At 67.8% G+C, this 19,650-nt stretch carries 17 protein-coding genes and 1 pseudogene; 15 read left to right on the plus strand and 3 right to left on the minus strand.

All coding sequences use genetic code 11. From position 1 onward, the window contains the following. Together AB4089_RS21520 and AB4089_RS21525 are read left to right on the plus strand one after the other, a co-directional pair. Positions 1-1,548, plus strand: coding sequence for a xylulokinase (locus AB4089_RS21520; protein WP_441411306.1), 1,548 nt, complete (start codon positions 1-3; stop codon positions 1,546-1,548). Beyond that, positions 1,532-2,671, plus strand: coding sequence for a Gfo/Idh/MocA family protein (locus tag AB4089_RS21525; RefSeq protein WP_441411307.1), 1,140 nt, complete (start codon positions 1,532-1,534; stop codon positions 2,669-2,671). The genes AB4089_RS21520 and AB4089_RS21525 overlap by 17 nt, the downstream gene beginning before the upstream one ends. Here AB4089_RS21525 and AB4089_RS21530 read toward each other — a convergent pair. After that, positions 2,668-3,738 carry a LacI family DNA-binding transcriptional regulator gene (locus AB4089_RS21530; protein ID WP_441411323.1) on the minus strand — a complete coding sequence of 357 codons (1,071 nt, stop codon included), beginning with the start codon at positions 3,736-3,738 and terminating at the stop codon, positions 2,668-2,670. The genes AB4089_RS21525 and AB4089_RS21530 overlap by 4 nt on opposite strands. A 282-nt stretch (positions 3,739-4,020) precedes the next feature. Here AB4089_RS21530 and AB4089_RS21535 point away from each other — a divergent pair, with 282 nt between their 5' ends. Genes AB4089_RS21535 through AB4089_RS21565 form a run of 7 tightly spaced genes read left to right on the plus strand, consistent with a single transcriptional unit; the run spans position 4,021 to position 11,276 of the window. After that, the gene (locus tag AB4089_RS21535) at positions 4,021-5,340 is read left to right on the plus strand and encodes an extracellular solute-binding protein (RefSeq protein ID WP_441411308.1); all 1,320 of its coding nucleotides are present in this window, start codon (positions 4,021-4,023) and stop codon (positions 5,338-5,340) included. Between the two features lie 4 nt (positions 5,341-5,344). Beyond that, on the plus strand, positions 5,345-6,247 hold the full coding sequence (locus AB4089_RS21540; RefSeq protein ID WP_441411309.1) for a carbohydrate ABC transporter permease: 903 nt from the start codon (positions 5,345-5,347) through the stop codon (positions 6,245-6,247). Then, the gene (locus tag AB4089_RS21545) at positions 6,247-7,149 is read left to right on the plus strand and encodes a carbohydrate ABC transporter permease (protein ID WP_441411310.1); all 903 of its coding nucleotides are present in this window, start codon (positions 6,247-6,249) and stop codon (positions 7,147-7,149) included. Before AB4089_RS21540 ends, AB4089_RS21545 begins: the two co-directional genes overlap by 1 nt. A gap of 12 nt (positions 7,150-7,161) precedes the next feature. Then, entirely contained in the window at positions 7,162-8,358 is a 1,197-nt protein-coding gene (locus AB4089_RS21550) for a Gfo/Idh/MocA family protein (protein WP_441411311.1), read from the plus strand. 11 nt (positions 8,359-8,369) lie between these two features. After that, positions 8,370-9,374: a sugar phosphate isomerase/epimerase family protein gene (locus AB4089_RS21555; protein WP_441411312.1), complete on the plus strand. Its 1,005-nt coding sequence runs from the start codon at positions 8,370-8,372 to the stop codon at positions 9,372-9,374. 40 nt (positions 9,375-9,414) lie between these two features. Further along, complete coding sequence (locus tag AB4089_RS21560) at positions 9,415-10,116, plus strand: ThuA domain-containing protein (RefSeq protein WP_441411313.1); 702 nt, start codon at positions 9,415-9,417, stop codon at positions 10,114-10,116. Positions 10,117-10,148: 32 nt separating this feature from the next. Then, entirely contained in the window at positions 10,149-11,276 is a 1,128-nt protein-coding gene (locus AB4089_RS21565) for a Gfo/Idh/MocA family protein (RefSeq protein WP_441411324.1), read from the plus strand. Here AB4089_RS21565 and AB4089_RS21570 read toward each other — a convergent pair. After that, entirely contained in the window at positions 11,253-12,098 is an 846-nt protein-coding gene (locus AB4089_RS21570) for a FadR/GntR family transcriptional regulator (protein ID WP_441411314.1), read from the minus strand. The two genes, AB4089_RS21565 and AB4089_RS21570, sit on opposite strands and share 24 nt — an antisense overlap. Positions 12,099-12,311: 213 nt before the next feature. On the opposite strand from AB4089_RS21570, the gene AB4089_RS21575 reads away from it, so the two are divergent. From AB4089_RS21575 to AB4089_RS21600, 6 genes are all read left to right on the plus strand, one after another. After that, the gene (locus tag AB4089_RS21575; protein WP_441411315.1) at positions 12,312-13,685 is read left to right on the plus strand and encodes an MFS transporter; all 1,374 of its coding nucleotides are present in this window, start codon (positions 12,312-12,314) and stop codon (positions 13,683-13,685) included. A 99-nt stretch (positions 13,686-13,784) separates the two neighbouring features. Beyond that, positions 13,785-15,575 (plus strand): dihydroxyacetone kinase family protein, encoded by a 1,791-nt coding sequence (locus AB4089_RS21580; protein ID WP_441411316.1) that lies wholly within the window; start codon positions 13,785-13,787, stop codon positions 15,573-15,575. Further along, positions 15,572-16,042, plus strand: coding sequence for a ribose-5-phosphate isomerase (locus tag AB4089_RS21585; RefSeq protein ID WP_441411317.1), 471 nt, complete (start codon positions 15,572-15,574; stop codon positions 16,040-16,042). The genes AB4089_RS21580 and AB4089_RS21585 overlap by 4 nt, the downstream gene beginning before the upstream one ends. Continuing rightward, the gene (locus AB4089_RS21590; RefSeq protein ID WP_441411318.1) at positions 16,026-16,898 is read left to right on the plus strand and encodes a triose-phosphate isomerase family protein; all 873 of its coding nucleotides are present in this window, start codon (positions 16,026-16,028) and stop codon (positions 16,896-16,898) included. Before AB4089_RS21585 ends, AB4089_RS21590 begins: the two co-directional genes overlap by 17 nt. Beyond that, complete coding sequence (locus tag AB4089_RS21595) at positions 16,895-17,767, plus strand: TIM barrel protein (RefSeq protein WP_441411319.1); 873 nt, start codon at positions 16,895-16,897, stop codon at positions 17,765-17,767. The genes AB4089_RS21590 and AB4089_RS21595 overlap by 4 nt, the downstream gene beginning before the upstream one ends. Position 17,768: 1 nt before the next feature. Beyond that, the gene (locus AB4089_RS21600; protein ID WP_441411320.1) at positions 17,769-18,632 is read left to right on the plus strand and encodes a phosphogluconate dehydrogenase C-terminal domain-containing protein; all 864 of its coding nucleotides are present in this window, start codon (positions 17,769-17,771) and stop codon (positions 18,630-18,632) included. 123 nt (positions 18,633-18,755) lie between these two features. On the opposite strand, the pseudogene AB4089_RS21605 reads toward AB4089_RS21600, so the two are convergent. After that, a pseudogene (locus AB4089_RS21605) lies at positions 18,756-19,430 on the minus strand (NADPH-dependent F420 reductase); the annotation flags it as partial. Positions 19,431-19,650: the final 220 nt, after the last annotated feature.

Here is a 19,650-nt window from a genome sequence, read left to right on the forward strand (position 1 = left end):
ATGACACTCGTTGCCGGCGTCGACTCCTCCACCCAAAGCTGCAAGGTGGTGGTGCTGGACGCCGGCACGGGCGCGCTGGTCCGCGAAGGCCGTGCCGCCCACCCGGACGGCACCGAAGTGCACCCCGAACACTGGTGGCGGGCTTTGTCCGCAGCGTTCGACGACGCCGGCGGGCTGGCGGACGTCAGCGCGCTCTCCGTGGGGGGCCAGCAGCACGGCATGGTGCTGCTGGACCACGCCGGAGAGGTGCTGCGGCCGGCGCTGCTGTGGAACGACACGCGATCGGCGGGGGCCGCGGCCGCGCTTACCGACGAAGTGGGGGCGGAGGACTTTGCCCGAAGGACCGGGCTGGTCCCGGTGGCCTCCTTCACCATCACGAAGGTCCGCTGGGTCCGGGACCACGAACCCGACTTCGCGGACCGGGTGGCGGCCGTCGCACTGCCCCATGACTGGCTGACCTGGCGGCTCCGCGGCTACGGCCCGGCAGCCTCCAGCCCGCTGGGCCCGGACCTGGAACAGCTCACGACGGACCGCTCGGATGCCAGCGGAACAGGCTACTGGAGCCCCTCGGCCGGGGAGTACGACCTTGACCTGTTCAAGCTGGCCTTCGGCCGGGACGCCAGGGAAGCCGCCGGCAACGCCGGGCCGGGGGAACCGGGAACCGTAGTCCTGCCCCGGGTTCTTGGCCCCGGCGACTCCGCCGGAGCGATCCACCCCGGCTGCTTCGGACGCGAAGCGGCGGACCGGCCCGGAACGGCGGAACTGTCCGGCGCTGAGGGATCCGGCACGGCAGCGTCAGGGCACCGGATCCTGCTCGGCGCCGGCGCCGGGGACAATGCCGCCGCCGCCCTGGGACTCGGGGCGCAGCCGGGGGACGTGGTGGTGTCCGTGGGCACCAGCGGCACGGTGTTCTCGGTGGCGTCCCGCGCCGTCGCCGATCCCAGCGGAACGGTGGCGGGATTCGCGGACGCCAGCGGCGAGTACCTGCCCATCGCCGTCACGCTCAACGCCGCACGGGTGCTCAGCTCCGTGGCCGGCATCCTGGGCGTGGACTTCGACGAACTTTCGCGCCTTGCCCTGGACGCCGAACCCGGCGCCGGGGGCGTCGTGCTGGTGCCGTACTTCGAAGGTGAGCGCACGCCCAACCTGCCCCACGCCAAGGCCAGCTTCCACGGGCTCAGCATTGCCTCCAGCACGCGGAGCAACCTTGCCCGGGCAGCGATTGAAGGCATGCTGAGCGGCCTGTCCGGCGGGCTGGATTCCCTGCGGGCGCAAGGCGGCGCCGCAACACGCCTCCTGTTGATCGGCGGCGCCGTGCAGAACCCGGCGGTGCAGGCCATCGCCGCCCAGGTCTTCGACCTGCCCGTTGTGGTCCCCAGCCCGGGGGAGTACGTCGCCCGGGGCGCCGCTGTCCAGGCCGCGTGGGCCCACCACGGCAGCCGTCCGGAGTGGCCGGTCGCCGTGGATGCCGTGCCGGCCCCGGACTTCCACCCGGCCATCCGGCAGAACTACCTGAGGGCGTGCGGCCACATTGACCCCGGCAACTGAGCCGCTGCTGGCCGGCACGCCGCTGCTTGCCTCCAGCCACCGGGATCCGCTCCGCGCCTCGGGCAATCCCGTCCGCTGGGGCGTGGTTGCCACCGGCAGGATCGCGTCCATTGTCACCAGCGATCTCGCCCTGTTGCCGGATGCCGTCCTGCACGCCGTCAGTTCAAGGTCCCGTGCCGGCGCGGAGGAGTTCGCCGCCCGGCACGGCTTCCGCCGAGCCTACGCAGACGACGACGGCGGCCTTCCGGGGTACGTGCAGCTGATCCAGGATCCCGACGTCGACATCGTGTACATCGCTACGCCGCACGCCAGCCACTTCTCCGTGGCCAAGGCGGCGCTCGAGGCCGGCAAGCACGTGCTGTGCGAGAAGCCGATCACCCTCAACGCGCGGGACGCAGCGGTCCTGGCCGGGCTGGCCCGACGCAAAGGGCTGTTCCTGATGGAGGCCGTCTGGACCCGGTTCCTTCCCAGCATGCAGCGGGCGGCGGAAATCATCGCCTCCGGTGAACTGGGTGAGGTCCGGTCGGTCCAGGCGGATCTTGGCTTCCCCGCGCCCCGCTACCCGGGGGCCCGGCTGTGGCAGCGGGCGGCAGGGGGCGGCGCGCTGCTGGACGTCGGCGTCTATCCGCTGACCTGGGCACTCATCGCGTTGGGGGCGCCCCAGTCCCTGACGGCCGCGGCCCACGTCAATGGCGACGGCGTGGATGCCGAAACCGCTGTTACCCTCTCCTATTCCTCGGGGGCCTTCGCCCAGTTCCTCGTGTCGCTGACCACCGTGTCGACGCAGACAGCCACGGTGTCCGGCACGAACGGCATGCTGCGGTGCAACGCGCCGCTGTTCAACCCGACGGAACTGGCCCTGACCTTCGGCTCGGGGGAGACCCGGGTGGAGACCTTTGTGCATGCGGGACACGGGTACATCTACCAGCTGCGCGAGGTGATCCGCTGCCTTCAACTCGGACTGACGGAGAGCCCCACCATGCCGCTGGACGACACGCTGACGGCCATGTCGCTGCTCGATGAAGTCCGGCGGCAGGCCGGCATCACGTACCCGTCCGACTCGCCAGGGGCCACAGACCGGCTCGCGGCTCAGGCGGGCGGCAGTGCGTGCCGCGAGTACTAGTGCGGCGGCGTGCCCGGCTCCGGGTTCCCGGCGGCGGGAGCGGCCGTCGACTCCCGGACCACCAGGTGGGTGGCGAGTTCGACCCGCCGCGAGTCAAGCTCCTCGTTGTTGGCCAGCCGGAGGACGGCGCGCAGTGCGGCGCGGCCCATCTCCTGCAGCGGCTGCGTCACGGTAGTCAGGGCGGGGATGGACTGCTCCGCCTGGTACGTGCCGTCGAAGCCCACCACGCTCAGGTCTTCGGGGATCCGCAGCCCGTGCCGCCGGGCTTCGGCCAGGACGCCGAGGCCAATGCTGTCACTCCCCGCGAAGATGGCGGTGGGGGGCTCGGGGAGGGCCAAGAGCGCCTTGAGCGAGCGGATTCCGTGTTCGGGACGGAATTTGTCCAGCATGACGTAGTCGGGCCGGACCTGGACTCCGTCGGCCATGAGCGCCGCCATGTAGCCATGGAGGCGGGCCTGGTTGCATTCGGCCGATTCCGGTCCGCCAACGTAGGCGATCCGCCGGTGGCCGAGGCCCAGCAGGTGCTCCGTGGCTTCCTTGCCGCCCGCCCAGTTGGTGGCCCCCACGCTGACAACCTCCGACGGCGGCGGGTTGAGCGGATCAATCACCACCACCGGGATGTGGCGCCGGCGGAAGGCGCTCAACTGGGCCGTACTGAAGCCGGACGTCACCACAATCAAACCGAGCCGGCCTTCATCCAGGATGCGCTGGGCCCGCCGCTCCGGACTGAGCGTCATGGCCGCCGGGTGCCCGGTCACATCGACCAGGACCTGGACGTCAATGGACGCGGCCTGCTCCAGCACTCCGTTCAGGACCTCGACGGAATACGCGGAGTACAGCGAGTCGAAAACCACTTCAACGATCCCGGTCCGACCCTCGGCATGTTTGCGCTGGTGCGTGGACTGGTAGCCCAGCTGTTCAAGTGCCGCCAGGACCTTGGTGCGCGTGCTCTCGGCAACGTCCTCCCGCCCGTTGATGACCTTGGAGACCGTGGGTGAGGAAACGCCGGCCTCCCGGGCGACCGCCGCCAGCGTTGGCCTGCCGGAACCCTGGACTATTGACACGATGACTCCTGTACTTTCGAAATATTTCGACAGGAAGAAGTCTCGTCTTGTTTGTCTGGTGCGTCAAGCCTATTTGGTGCACATGAACCAAGGTTTCCAAATTCGCCCTTGACTGTGACTGTTGTCACCACTACTTTAGTTTCAGAAGTCGCAAACTTTTACGAAACTTTTCGAAGCTTAGCTTCACCCCCAGCAAGCGGCAGCGCAGCCTTCCCAGGAGGGCAGAGCTGCCACTCCCACAACCGGGCCATCAGCGCAGACCCCGGAGGACGAATGGAATCCCAGATGAAAAATCGTACGTTTCGCAGTGCCGCAATGGCCCTCTCGGCCGCCGCAGTTTCGATCAGCCTTGCCGCCTGCGGCTCCAGCGGACCGGCGGGAACTGCCGCCAGCGCCGATTCGGCCACAATGTGGGGGCTGACGGGCGGCAATCAGCCCGTCCTGCAGCAGTCCGTCACGGACTGGAACTCCGCCCACCCGGGCTCGTCCATCAAGCTGGATTTCTTCGCGAACGACGCCTACAAGACCAAGGTGCGGACCGCCGTCGGTGCCGGCCAGGGCCCCACCTTCATCTACGGCTGGGGCGGCGGCGTGCTGAAGTCCTACGTGGATGCCGCACAGGTGGATGACCTCTCCGGGTTCCTGGCGGACAACCCCGAGGTCAAGGACCGCTACCTCCCGGCGGTGCTCAAGAACGGCGTCATCGACGGCAAGACCTACGCCTTGCCCAACAACAATGTGCAGCCTGTGGTGCTCTACTTCAACAAGGACGTTTTCGACAAGGTGGGTGCCCAGGCCCCCAAGACCTGGGATGAACTGATGGCGCTGGTGCCGAAGTTCAAGGAAGCCGGCATCGCACCGTTCTCACTCGGCGGCCAGTCCAGGTGGCCGGACCTGATGTGGCTTGAATACCTCGTGGAACGCATCGGCGGCCCGGAGGTCTTCGCCAACATCGCAGCCAACAAACCGGACGCCTGGTCCGACCCCGCAGTCACCGAGGCGCTGACCAAGATCCAGCAGCTCGTGGACGCCGGCGGCTTCGCCAACGGTTTCTCCTCCATCGCAGCGGACAGCAACGCCGACCAGGCACTGCTGTACACCGGCAAGGCGGCCATGATCCTGCAGGGCGGCTGGATCTACCAGGGCATGAAGAAGGACGCGGCCGACTTCGTCAAGAGCGGCAAGCTCGGTTACACCACGTTCCCCACGGTCTCCGGCGGCAAGGGAGATCCCACCAACGTGGTGGGCAACCCCTCCAACTTCTGGTCCGTCTCCTCCAAGGCCACCGACGGCCAGAAGAAGGCCGCCCTCGACTACGTGAAGTCCGGCATGTTCTCTGACAGCAACATCCAGGCCCTCATCGACTCCGGCGCCGTGCCCGTGGTCAAGGGCATCGAAAGCAAGCTCGCCGCATCCCCGGACAAGGACTTCCTGACCTACGTCTACGGCATGGCCAAGAACGCCCCGAGCTTCACACTCTCCTGGGACCAGGCTCTGAGCCCGGCGCAGGGTGACGCCATGCTGGCCAACCTGGACCAGATCTTCCTGAAGAAGATCACCCCTGAGCAGTTCGTCGCCACGATGAACGCGACGATCGGAAAGTAATCCAGTGTCCACCACATCCGGTTCCTCCCGGCGGGCCCTTCAAGCGGGCCCGTCGGGGTGGCTGGCCGCGCCAGCCCTTGCCTTCTTCCTGCTCTTCGCCATCATTCCGCTGCTCGGCGTCTTGTTCCTGAGCTTCACTTCGTGGGACGGCCTGGGCGAGATCAAGCTGGAGGGGCTCTCTAGCTGGACAACCGTCCTGACCGACCCCGTCACCGGCAACGCGCTGCTGGTGACGGCGAAGATCATGTTCTTCTCCTTCATCATCCAGGCCCCGATCAGCCTGCTCCTGGGGGTCTTCACCGCCGCGGGCCAGAAGTACCGCGCCGCGTTGGCAGTCCTGTACTTTGTGCCGCTGCTGTTGTCCTCGGCCGCCGTCGCCATCGCGTTCAAGGCCCTGCTGGACCCCAACTTCGGCCTGGGCGCAGGGCTCGGCCTGCCGATCCTGGCCCAGGACTGGCTGGGTAATTCGGACCTGGTGCTGTTCGTCGTCGTCTTCGTCATCGCCTGGCAGTTCGTCCCGTTCCACACGCTGATCTACCAAGGCGGCGTGCGCCAGATCCCCGCGTCGCTGTATGAGGCCGCGCAGATCGACGGCGCCGGACGGGTCCAGCAGTTCTTCAACATCACGCTGCCCCAGCTGAAGTACACCATCATCACCTCCTCCACCCTTATGGTGGTCGGCTCCCTGGCGTACTTTGACCTCGTCTTCGTCCTCACCGGCGGCGGTCCCGGCTACGCCACGCGGCTGCTCCCGCTGCACATGTACCTCACCGGGTTCAAAGCCAATGACATGGGCGCCGCCAGTGCCCTCGGCGTCATCCTCGTCGCGATCGGCCTGGCTCTCGCCCTGCTGCTGCAGCGGCTGGGCGGCAAGAACCGCAACGCAAGTCAATTGGAAGGTGCCTGATGGCTTCCATTACCCAGATCCCCGTCCCGCCCTCGGCCCCCGCCCGCCCTGCCGTCAGGCCCCGCCCGCGGACCAAGGGACCGGGACGGACCCGCCCGAACTTCCTTGGCGGCCTCGGCGGCTGGCTCTGGCTGGCCATCATCATCGTCCCCGTCTACTACGTGGTGGTGACAAGCCTGAAAAACCAGGCCGGGTTCTTCACGACCAACCCGATGATGCCGCCGTCTGAGCCCACCCTGGACAACTACAAACTGGTGGTGGAGAACGACTTCGCCAGGTATTTTGCCAACAGCCTCATCGTCACGGTGGGCAGCGTGGTGCCGGCACTCCTGGTTTCCTTCATGGCCGCCTACGCGATTGTCCGCGGCAAGAGCAGGTTCCTCAGCTGGACCAACAACCTGTTCCTGCTGGGCCTGGCCATCCCGCTGCACGCGACCATCATCCCCATCTACTGGATGATCACCCGTGCCCACATGTACGACACCCTGCTGGCCCTGATCCTGCCCTCCATTGCCTTCGCCATCCCGATCTCCGTGCTGATCCTGTCCAACTTCATGCGGGACGTGCCCAACGAACTCTTCGAATCAATGCGGCTGGATGGCTGCTCCGACTGGGCCATGATGTGGCGCCTGGCGCTGCCCATGACCCGGCCCGCTGTGGTGACCGTAGGGATCTACAACGCGCTCGGAGTCTGGAACGGCTTCCTGTTCCCGCTGATCCTGACCCAGAGCCCCGAAACCCGCGTGCTGCCGCTGTCACTGTGGACCTTCCAGGGCGAGTTCAGCGTCAACATCCCGGCGGTGCTGGCCGCCGTCGTGCTCGCTACTCTGCCGCTGCTGGTGGTCTACGTGATCGCCCGGCGTCAGCTGCTCAGTGGCCTCACGGCCGGCTTCAGCAAATAGAGAGGACTTGTTGTGTTTGAACCGAAACCCTTGCGGGTGGGGATGGTGGGCTACGCCTTCATGGGCGCCGCGCACTCCCACGCCTGGCGGACCGCGCCGCGGTTCTTCGACCTCCCGCTCGCTCCCGAGCTGGCGGCCGTTGCCGGCCGGAATTCGGCGGGCGTGCGGGCGGCGGCGGCCAAGTACGGCTGGGACTCCGTGGAGACCGACTGGCGGGCGCTGATCGAGCGGGACGACATCGACCTGATCGACATCTGCACTCCCGGCAACACGCACGCCGAGATCGCGATCGCCGCGCTCGAGGCCGGCAAGCACGTCCTGTGCGAGAAACCGCTGGCGAATTCCGTGGCCGAGGCCGAGCGGATGACCGCGGCCGCGGAAGCGGCGGCGGGCCGGGGCGTGTACTCCATGTGCGGGTTCAGCTACCGCCGCACCCCGGCTTTGGCCCTGGCCAGGAGGATGGTGGCCGAAGGCCGGCTCGGGCAGATCCGGCACGTGCGGGCCCAGTACCTGCAGGACTGGCTAAGCGACGCCGACGCGCCCCTGAGCTGGCGGCTGGACAAGACCAAGTCCGGGTCCGGTGCGCTCGGGGACATCGGGGCGCACAGCATCGACGCCGCCCAGTGGATCACCGGACGGAACATCACCGGAGTCTCGGCGCTGATGGAAACCTTCGTCACCGAACGCCCCCTGGCCRGGGACCTGGTGGGCCTGGGCGGGCACGGCGCCGCCGACGCAGAGCGCGGGCCGGTCACCGTGGACGACGCCGCCCTCTTCACCGCCCGTTTTGAAGGAACGCCCGACGACGGTGCCGCCTCCGGCCCGATCGGCATCTTTGAAGCCACCCGCTTTGCCCTGGGCAGGAAGAACGCCATGCGCCTGGAACTGAACGGCACTTTGGGCTCCCTGGCCTTTGACTTCGAGGACATGAACGCCTTGTCCGTCTACGACGCCGCCGACGGCCCCGACGCCGGGTTCCGCAAGATCCTCGTCACCGAACCCGAACACCCCTACGCCGGGAACTGGTGGCCCACCGGCCACGGCCTGGGCTATGAACATGTCTTCACCCACCAGGCGGTCGACCTCATCCACGCCATCGCCGACAACCGGCCACCGTCACCCTCCTTCGCCGACGCCCTCCAGGTCCAAAAAGTCCTCGCCGCCATCGAAACCAGCGCCGGCAACAACAGCCACTGGCACACCCTCTGAGAGGAAAGACCATGACACGACCCATCACCCTCTTCACCGGCCAGTGGGCCGACCTGCCCTTCGAAGAGGTGGCGCGGCTCGCCGGCGAGTGGGGTTTCGACGGCCTGGAGATCGCCTGCTGGGGCGACCACCTGGACCCCCAGCGCGCCGTCGAGGACGACGCCTACCTCCAGGGCCGGCTGGACATCCTGGACAAGCACCAGCTCAAGGTGCACGCGATCGCCAACCACCTCACCGGACAGGCCGTCTGCGACGACCCGATCGACGAGCGCCACGAGGGCATTCTTCCCGCCGGCGTGTGGGGCGACGGCGACGCCGAAGGGGTCCGTGCCCGCGCCGCCGAGGCCATGAAGACCACGGCCCGCGCGGCCGCCAGGCTGGGCGTGCAGACGGTCACCGGGTTCACCGGATCCTCGATCTGGAAATGCGTTGCCATGTTCCCGCCCGCCTCGGACGCCATGATCGAACGCGGCTACCAGGACTTCGCCGACCGCTGGAACCCGATCCTCGACGTCTTCGAGGAGGAAGGGGTCCGTTTCGCCCTCGAGGTCCACCCGTCCGAAATCGCCTACGACTACTGGACCGCCAAGCGCACCTTGGAAGCCATCGGCCACCGGGAGAGCTTCGGCCTGAACTTCGACCCGTCCCACTTCGTGTGGCAGGACCTGGACCCCGTGATGTTCCTGCAGGACTTCGCCGAGAAGATCTTCCACGTCCACATCAAGGAATCCGTCCGCCAGCTCAACGGCCGCAACGGCCGGCTCGGCTCCCACCTGCCGTGGGCCGACCCCCGCCGCGGATGGGACTTCGTCACTGCCGGCCACGGCGACGTCAACTGGGAACCGATATTCCGGACCCTGAACGCGATCGGATATCAGGGACCCACCAGCGTCGAATGGGAGGACGCCGGCATGGACCGCCTGGTCGGCGCACCGCAGGCCCTCGTCCTGGTCAAGGAACTTGCCACCATCACACCGCCCGCGGCCGCATTCGATGCCGCCTTCGCCGCCCGCTGAACCGGCCACGGCCACAACAAACCAACAACAGAGGAACCCCATGACAAACCATCAGAAAACCGCGCTCGTTGTGCGCGGCGGCTGGGACGGGCACCAGCCCGTTGAGGCCACCGAGGAATTCATCCCGTACCTGAAAGCCAACGGCTACGAGGTCCGGGTGGAGGAATCGCCCAAGATCTACGCCGATGCCGACTACATGGCCGACGTGGACCTGATCATGCAGTGCATGACCATGTCCACCATCGAAAAGGATGAGTTCGAGGGGCTGCGCGCCGCCGTCGAAAACGGCACGGGCCTGGCCGGCTGGCACGGCGGCATCGCGGATTCCTACCGCAACACCTCGGACTACCTGCACCTGATCGGCGGCCAGTTTGCCTGCCACCCGGGCAAACACCCGGATGAGCGCACGGGCGGGCAGCCCGACAACTACGTCCCGTACACGGTCAACATGCTCCCGGCCGCGGCCGGGCATCCGATCACGGCCGGCCTCGGCGACTTCGACCTCGTCACCGAACAGTACTGGGTCCTCGCCGACGACTACATCGACGTCCTGGCCACCACCACCCAGAAGGTCCGCGAATGGGACCCTTGGCACCGGGAAGTCACCTCGCCCGCCATCTGGACCCGGCAGTGGGGCAAGGGCAGGATTTTCGTCTGCACCCCGGGACACCGCGTCGAAATCCTCCAGGACAGCAATGTCCGCACCATCATCGAAAGGGGCCTGCTGTGGGCAAGCCGATAGACCTGAACCAGCCAATCAACACAGACCAGCCAATAGACACAGACCAGCCAACAAACGTTGGAATCATCGGCTGTGGAGCCATCATCGCCCAGTACCTGGTGAACTTCCGCCGACTTCAGGACAATGACCTCATCAACCTCGTCGCCGTCGCGGACCTTGACCCGGCCCGGGCGCAGGCAGTTGCCGACTCGTACGACGGCGTCCGGGCGCTCACGGTCGACGCGCTCCTGGCCGCCGACGACGTCGAACTCGTACTGAACCTGACCATCCCCGCGGCGCACGCCGAGATCGCCCTTCGTGCGATTGCCGCCGGCAAATCCGTCTACGGCGAGAAGCCGCTGGCGGCAACCACCGCGGAGGCCCGCCAGGTGCTCGACGCTGCGCGGGCAGCCGGCGTCGTGGTCGGCTGCGCCCCGGACACCGTGCTCGGCACCGGGATCCAGACCGCCCGGAAGGCGATCGACGACGGACTGATCGGCCGGCCCATCTCCGCGACCGCCACCATGGTTACGCCCGGGCATGAGCGCTGGCACCCGAACCCGGACTTCTATTACCAGCCCGGCGGCGGACCGCTGCTGGACATGGGACCGTACTACGTCTCGGCCCTGGTCACCCTGCTCGGACCCGTGGTCTCGGTGATCGGTGCCGCCAGCCACACCCGCGACGAGCGGACCATCGGCTCGGGCGCACGCGCTGGCCAGAGCGTGCCCGTGGCGATCGACACCCACGTCACCGGCGTCCTGGTCCATGCCTCGGGCGCCTTGTCCACGCTGGTGATGAGCTTCGACGCCGTGAAGACCAAGAGCCCCAACATCGAAATCCACGGCGAGCACGGCTCCCTCGTGGTCCCGGATCCCAACCACTTCGACGGCGACGTGCAGCTCTTCGCCCTCGGCGCCGAGGACTGGCAGAGCCTTCCGGTCTCCGCCGGCTATGAGGATTCGGGGCGCGGCTTCGGCGTCGCGGACCTTATCCGCACCCCTGCCGGCCAGGAGCCGCGGGCAGGGGGAGTCCTGGCCTTCCACGCCCTGGAAGTGATGGAGTCCGTGCTGGAGTCGGCCCACACGGGCTCGCCGGTCCGGATCGCCAGCACGGCACCGCGGCCTGCCCCGGTCGAACTGGCCGCCATCGCGCTGTCACCCGTGGCGGCCGGTTCCTAGGGCCGGCCCAGCCCTACCTCCCACCGCTCCACCCCTGCCCTCTAACCCACTGCCTTCCAACCCACTGCCCGGCYGAAGTCGCCGGAAACCTGCGGGCTCGCCGGAACGTTCCGGCGAGGCCGTGTCCATGTGGGAGCGCATGGCCCCCGTCACGGCGGCCTCGTCCCGCGATTCGAGCGCGCGGAAGATTTCTCGGTGCTCGGCCAGGGCCGCCGCTGCGTGCCCCTCATCCGTCAGGGCGCGGTCCACCCAGATGCGCAGCAGCGACCGGATGCTCTGCAGCAGTTCCTGCAGCACCTGGTTGCCGGACGCGGCGGCTATTTCGCGGTGGAAGGCGGCGTCGGCCTCCACGAACGTTGCCAGGTCCCCGAGGTTGAGCTCCATGGTGGCCAGATTTTCGCCCATCCGGTCCAGGGCGTCGTCGGTAATGCGCTGGGCGGCGAGCTGGCAGGCCTGAACCTCGAGTCCGCTGCGCAGCTCCACGAGTTCGCGTGTGCGCGGGGCGCCCAGCATGAGGCCCCAGCTCAGCGTGCGGGGGAGGAGCTCGGAGATGCCGTCGCGAAGGTAGGTTCCGGAACCCGGCCGGACAATGACAATCCCCAGGATCTCCAACGCCGCGAGGGCTTCACGGACCGCCGAGCGTCCGACCCCCAGCGAGGCGGCGAGCTGGCGCTCGGCCGGCAGGCGGGTCCCGACGGCGATCTCGCCGCTCGTGAAGTACCCAAGCAGGCGTTCCGCGACCTCGGAGACAACCGAGCCTTGCTCCATGGAACCGAGTGCGGCACTTATTTTGGCCGTTGAAGCGGCGGAATTTACGGACACCTTCAAAGCGTAACAACCCGGACCAGCCGCGCCATGCAGACTTCCGTCTGTGAAATAAACATGTCAACCGGTTGACCAATTTGGGATGGACGCCGTATGGTTTTTATCACACGCTTAGTTGGGCCTGGCCAGCTCTCCAGAACTACGCGATGAGACCAATCCCCATGCTTCCAGCGCAGGAGGCGGCCGGGACATCAACATCTAGGAGTCAATGTGGACACCACGCAATCAGTGGTCGAAAGATCTGCAATCAAGAAGGTGGCAGTGCGGCTCGTGCCGTTTGTCGCCCTCATGTTCTTCATCAACTATCTGGACCGCACGGCCATCTCCTTCGCCGGCCCCAACGGCATGAATACCGACCTCGCCCTCTCGGCGGCCCAGTTCGGCTTCGCCTCCGGCGTCTTCTTCATTGGCTACATCCTGCTGGAAGTCCCCAGCAACCTCGCCCTGCACAAATTCGGCGCCCGCCGCTGGCTGGCCCGCATCATGGTCAGCTGGGGCATTGTCTCCCTGCTCTTCACCTGGGTGGGCAACGTGGAGCAGCTCTACGTCCTGCGCTTCATCCTGGGCGTAGCCGAGGCCGGATTCTTCCCCGGCGCCATCCTCTTCCTCAGCCTGTGGGTCCCGTCGCGGCACCGCAGCAAGATCCTCGCCCTGTTCTACCTGGCCCAGCCGCTGACCACTGTCATCGGAGCCCCGCTGGCCGCCCTCCTGATCCAGCAGCATGGCCTCTTCGGCCTCGAAGGCTGGCGCGTCATGTACTTCGGTGTCGCCATCCCCGCCATCCTGATCGGCGTCGCCGCATGGTTCTACCTCGCGGATTCCCCGGCCAAGGCCAAGTGGCTGACCGCCGAAGAGAAGACCTGGCTGACCGGAGCGCTGGAGCAGGAAAAGAACGCAACCGCCGCGGGCAACAAGCACGTCAGTGTCCGCACGGTCTTCGGCAACGGCCGCGTCTGGATGCTCGCCCTGATCTACTTCGGCTTCATCTACGGCCTGTATGCGCTCGGATTCTTCCTGCCGACCATCATCTCCGGCTTCGAGGGCCTGTACGGCACCAAGTTCGACATCTTCCAGAAGGGCCTGATCACGGCCATCCCGTACCTGCCGGCAGCCTTTGCCCTGTACTTCTGGTCCAAGGACGCCACCAAGCGCGGTGTGAAGACCTGGCACATCGCAGTCCCGGCCCTCATCGGCGGCCTGAGCATTCCGCTGGCCCTCTTCGCGGGATCGCCGGCAGCCACGATCGCGGTCATCACCCTCACGGCGATGTCCATCTTCGCAGCCCTGCCGAACTTCTGGACGGTCCCCACCCAGTTCCTCACCGGAGCCGCGGCCGCCGCCGGGATCGCCCTGATCAACACCGTGGGCAACCTCGCAGGATTCAGCGCCGGCTACGTCACCGGCTGGCTCAAGGACTGGACCGGCAGCTACAACGTGCCCATGTTCGTGGTGGGTGGCTTCATGATCCTTTCGGCCATCCTCATGGTGGTGCTTGCCCGCAGGGGCACTGCCAACGCGACGAACACGGACCTCTCAGCCACAGCAGGGGAGCCCGAGGCCGCGGAGTCAGCCGCCGCCCGCTAACGGACGCAGCCCCGCTCCCACCAAACCGGTGCCCGCCGCGTGCCACCCGGCCGCGGCGGGCACCCACCAAGCAGCATTCCCTCTTCCAGGAGTACCCCCATGACCCGCCTGTTCAATGACCCCGCAGCCTTCGCTGACGAAATGATCGAAGGCTTCGTCGCCTCCCACAGCCGCTGGGTCAGGCGCGTCTCCGGCGGGGTAGTCCGCAACACGCGCAGCACCCCCAGCACCGTGGCGCTCGTGATCGGCGGCGGCTCCGGCCACTACCCCGCCTTTGCAGGACTAGTCGGCCAGGGCCTCGCCCACGGCGCCGCAATGGGCAACCTCTTTGCCTCCCCGTCCGCGCAGCAGATCTACAACGTTGCGAAGGCCGCCGACAACGGCGGCGGCGTCCTCCTGGGCTACGGCAACTACGCCGGCGATGTCCTGCACTTCAACCAGGCGCAGGCCCGGCTCCGCGCCGAAGGCATCGACTGCCGCAGCATCGCCGTCACCGACGACGTCTCCTCCGCCCCGCTCACCGAGCGGGCCAAGCGCCGCGGGATCGCCGGCGACCTCACCGTCTTCAAGGTGGCCGCCGCCGCTGCCGAGGCCGGCTACAGCCTGGACCAGACCCTCGAGATCGCCGAGCGCGCCAACCACCGCACCCGTTCCTTCGGCGTCGCGTTCACCGGCTGCACGCTGCCGGGTGCGGACCACCCGCTGTTTTCCGTCCCCGAGGGCCGGATGGCCGTCGGCATGGGCATCCACGGCGAGCCCGGCATCGGCGAGACGGGCATCCCGACGGCGGACGGACTCGCCGAGCTGCTGGTCGCCAAGCTCCTCACCGAAATCCCCGGAAACCTGTCCGAGGTGGCCGCCGACGGCGCTGCTGCCCGGCCGCGCGTGGTTCCCATCCTCAACGGCCTGGGCAGCGTCAAATACGAGGAACTCTTCGTGGTCTACCGCCGCGTCGCCCAGCTGCTGGCCGAAGCCGGCCTGGACGCAGTCGACCCACAGGTGGGCGAACTCGTCACGAGCTTCGACATGGCCGGCACCTCCCTCACGCTGTTCTGGCTCGACGAGGAACTCGAGACCCTCTGGCACGCGCCCGCCGACGCCCCGGCCTTCCGCCGCGGCGCCGTCACCGCGGCCGCCCTCGAGCCCGCCGACTTCACCGACCCGTCCGAGATCGAAGCGTCCATCCCGGAGGCTACCGACGAATCCCGCGCCAGCGCCATACGGGTCCTGGCTGCGCTCGGCGCCGCGAAGAACGTGGTGGACGCCAACGCCGAGGAGCTCGGTCGGATCGACGCGGTGGCCGGCGACGGTGACCACGGCATCGGCATGGAACGCGGCGTCCGCGCCGCCGTCGACGCCGCGGCAGCCGCCGTCGCCCGCGGAGCCGGGGCAGCCACCACCCTCCACCTCGCCGGCGACGCCTGGGCAGACAAAGCCGGCGGCACCTCCGGCGCCCTCTGGGGCATGGCCTTGCGGGCCGTCGGGGATGCGCTCGGAAACACCAACGCCCCCGACGCCGGCGCTGTCGCCGCCGGAGTCGCCGGCGCCGCGGCCGCCATCATGGACTTCGGCAAGGCCGCGCCTGGCGACAAGACCCTCGTGGACGTCCTGGTCCCGTTCCGCGACACCCTCGCCGGCCGCGTGGACGCCGGGCAGTCCCTCACACAGGCCTGGGGAGCCGCCGCCACCGTTGCGCAGCAGGCCGCGGAAGACACCGCGCAGCTCCTGCCCCTCATGGGCCGGGCCCGCCCGCACGCCGAGAAGAGCCTCGGCACCCCGGACGCGGGCGCGGTGTCCATGGCACTGATCGTCCGGGCAATCCATAACACTCTTCTCGAAAAAACAGTCGAAAAATCAGTCGAGGGAAAAACAGTCAAGGAGAACGCATGAGCGCCAAACTGCGCCTGGTTATCGGATGCGATGACGCCGGATTCGAATACAAGGAAGCCCTGAAGGCGGACCTTGAAGCCAACGGGCTGGTCGAGTCCGTCCGCGATGTCGGCGTCGACGCCACCAGCCACACCCCTTACCCCTCCGTGGCCATCGCGGCCGCCGAACTCATCGCCGCCGGCGAGGCGGACCGCGCCCTGCTGGTCTGCGGCACGGGCCTCGGCGTGGCCATCGCCGCCAACAAGGTCCCCGGGGTCCGCGCCGTCACTGCGCACGACAGCTTCTCGGTGGAACGCTCCGTCCTGAGCAACAACGCCCAGGTCCTCACGTTCGGCCAGCGCGTCGTCGGTCTGGAACTGGCCCGCCGGCTGGCCCGCGAGTGGCTGACCTACACGTTCGACGAAACCTCGGCCTCGGCCGAGAAAGTCACACTGATTAAGGACTACGAGGGTGTCACTTCCTGCTAACTCCGCCGCAGGCGGAACAGCCGCTGGCCGCGCCGGGGCCACAACGCAGCCCGGGGCCACAGCGCAGCCCGGTGCCATCATCGGCGTCAGCCTGAAAATGTACTTCGGCTACCAGCGCACGCTGGACTACTGCCGCGAGGTCGCCGCGATCGCCCTGACACACCCCGCCGTGCAGAGCGGCGAGATTGAACTGTTTGTCCTGCCCGCGCTGCCGGCACTGCCGGAGGCAGCCCGGATCCTCGGCGTGGCCGGGGCGGGCGCCGGCGCGCAGGACATCTTCTGGGAGGACGAGGGCGCCTACACCGGCGAGGTTTCGGGCCGGACCGTGTCCGAGCTCGGCGGACGCTACGCCGAAGTGGGCCACGCCGAGCGCCGCCGGATCTTCGGCGAGGATGACCGGACCATCGGGCTCAAGACCGCCGCCGCCTACCGCAACCGGCTCACCCCGGTGCTCTGCGTCGGGGAGCTGCAGCCCGGCTCGGTGGAGGAAGCCATCCGGCACTGCACCGCGGACATCGACGCCGCGCTCAACCGGGCACGGTCCCTCGGACCGGCTGCCCGGACCATCGTGGCCTACGAACCGCAGTGGGCCATCGGGGCCCCGGAACCGGCCACCCCGGAGTACATCAGCGCCGTCATCGCCGGACTGGACGCGCACTTGCGCGCACTGCCCGGCCAGGCCGACAGTCGGGTCATTTACGGCGGAAGCGCCGGGCCGGGCCTGATCGGCCGGCTCGATCCCGCCGTCGCCGGGCTGTTCCTGGGCCGCTTCGCCCACGACCCGCAGGCGCTCAGGACCATCCTGGACGAAACCGCCGCACGCCTGGGACTCCTGTCCGGAACGGCGGCAGCATGAGCGCCACGACCGGCCAAGACCCCCGCATCGGATCTGGTTCAAGAATTGGCCCGGGTTCAAGAATTGGCCAGGGTTCAAAAATCGGCCTGAGCAGTTACGCCTTCTTCTGGCAGCTCTCGGACCGGGTCTCCGCGCCGCTTGACCTCCACGAAGCGCTGGCCGAGACCGCGGCCCTGGGCGTGGACCTCTTCCAGATCTGCGACTACGCCCCGCTGGAGGCCATGACCGACGCCGACCTGGCCTCCGTCCGGGCCACGGCCGACTCGCTGGGCATCGCCCTGGAGCTCGGCACCAAGGGCATCCGGCCGGACCATCTCCGGAAGTTCCTGCACATCGCCGGGGTCCTGAGTGCACCGCTGCTGCGGACCATGTTCAACGTCCCGGGCCACACCCCGGACGCGGACCAGGCCGTGGCCGCCTTCACCGAGGTCCTGCCCGAGTTCGAGGCCGCCGGCGTGAAGATCGCCGTGGAAACCTACGAACAGGTCCCCACCTCCCGCGTCCTGGACGTCATCGCCCGGGTGGGCAGCCCGTACCTGGGCATCTGCAGCGATCCCGCGAACACCGTGGCGGCGCTGGAATCCCCGCGCGAGGTGATTGACGCCGTCGCGCCGTATGTCCTCAACATGCACATCAAAGACTTTGCGTTCAGCCGCAAGGAGGGGTGGGTCGGGTTCACGTACTCCGGCGCTCCCCTCGGCGAAGGCCTCCTGGACTATGCCTACATGGCCGGGAAGCTGCAGCCCAAAGAAAGAAATATCAACCAGATCATCGAGCACTGGCTGCCGTGGCAGGCCTCCGAAGAAGAGACCATCCGCCTCGAAAAGCAGTGGACCCAGCAAAGCCTCGATTTCCTAAGGAGTAACTGAAATGTCAGCAGAACAATTGACCGTCGCCGTCATCGGAGCCGGAGGCAAAATGGGGCTGCGTGTTTCAGCCAACCTCCAGAAGAGCGCCCACACCGTCTACTACAGCGAAAACTCACCGGCAGGCCAGGAACGCGTCCGCGCCGAGGGCCGGGAGATCAGCACCACCGAGGACGCCATCAAGGACGCCGACGTCGTGATCCTCGCCGTCCCGGACACCGTCCTGGGCGTCGTGTCCCACGGCGTGGTCCCGCAGATGAAGTCCGGCGCCATCCTGCTCACCCTTGACCCGGCCGCGGCCTACGCCGGCCTGCTGGCCAAGCGCGAGGACGTCGTCCAGGCCGTGGCGCACCCCTGCCACCCCTCGGTATTCCTGGAGCGCACCACCAAGGAAGAATGGGCCGACACCTTCGGCGGCCAGGGCGCCCCGCAGAACGTGGTTGCCGCGATCGACGTGGACGCTACCGAAGCAGCGCGTGCCGCCGCCGAGGCCACCATCAAGGTCATCTACGCCCCCGTGATCGACGTCCACTGGGTCACCGTGAAGCAGCTCGCCATCCTCGAGCCCACCCTCGTCGAGACCGTTGCCTGCATGATCGGCACCCTGCTCAAGGAAGCCCTGCACGAGACCGTGCACACCGCCGGCGTCCCGGAGGAGGCTGCCAAGGCCATGCTGTTCGGCCACGTCCAGATCGCCCTGACCAACGCCCTGCGCGGCTCCAACCCGTTCTCGGAGGCCTGCGAAATCGCCATCCAGTACGGCAAGGACACCATCATCAAGGACGACTGGAAGAAGATCTTCGACGACTCCGAGCTCGACTACGTCATCGCCAAGATGCTCAAGCTCGAGCCCGCCGTCCAGGCCTGACCCGACGCACTACTCCGGGGCCCGTGCCCTTCGCGAATTCGCCGGAAAGCTGCCCGGTCGCCGGAAATTTACGGCGACTTCGCAGGCTTCCGGCGAATTCGCGCGCCGAAGCCCGAGGAACCGTCAGATGGTCCGCGGGGCCTTGGCCAGGTTCTCGGCCAGCTCGGCCGCGTTCTGCCGGATCACGTAGGCCGGGCGGTCCCGCTCCGCGCGCCAGCTTTCGGTCAGTGGGCCCATGTTGACGGTGTCGAATCCGAATTCGTCATAGAGCCGCGTGACAAGCTCCGCCGCTTCCGGGAAATCACTTGCCGTGGCCAGGGCCCGGCGGTTGGGTGTGCCGGCCGAGGTGCCGTCAGTGGTGATCTGGGAGAACAAGATGTGGTTGAAGGCCTTGGCCACCTTGGACTGGGGAAGGTGCTCCTGCAGCAGGCCGGAGGTGGTGGCCTCGCCGGCATCCAGGGCCGGGAAATGCCCGTCGCGTTCCCAGTAGTAATTGTTGGTGTCGAGGACGATCTTGCCCGCCAGCGGCTCCACGGGCACGTCCGCGAGGCTCCTGAGCGGCACGGTCACGACGGCGAAGTCGCCGGCCGCCGCGGCCTCGGCCGGCGTTGCCGCCCGGGCTTTGGGCCCCAGGTCCGCAACGAGCCCCGCCAGGGATTCCGGCCCCCGGGAGTTGCTGATCACGACGTCGTAGCCGAGTTCCACGGCCTTGCGGGCGATCTGGCCGCCGATGTGTCCTGCACCGATGATTCCGATTGTTGTCATGTCCGGACCAACACCCGGACGGCCACGGATATTTCGCCAGCTACCGGGTGTGCGCCCGGGACTGTCAGCCCACTGGCCGGCCTAGTCGCCGGAAACCTGCGAGTTCGCCGGAAAGTCGGAATGAATCAAGCTGTTTGTGACAGCGGGTTGGTTTTGTGGTTGATGCCGGCGTGGGCCGGGGCGGCTGGTGCGGTGGGTTTGTTCCGGTAGCGGTGAGGGTGCCGGGCGTGGCAGGCGTTGAGGGTTGCCTGGC

It is taken from the genome of Arthrobacter sp. 2MCAF15 (genome assembly GCF_052115605.1).
Taxonomy (GTDB): domain Bacteria; phylum Actinomycetota; class Actinomycetes; order Actinomycetales; family Micrococcaceae; genus Arthrobacter.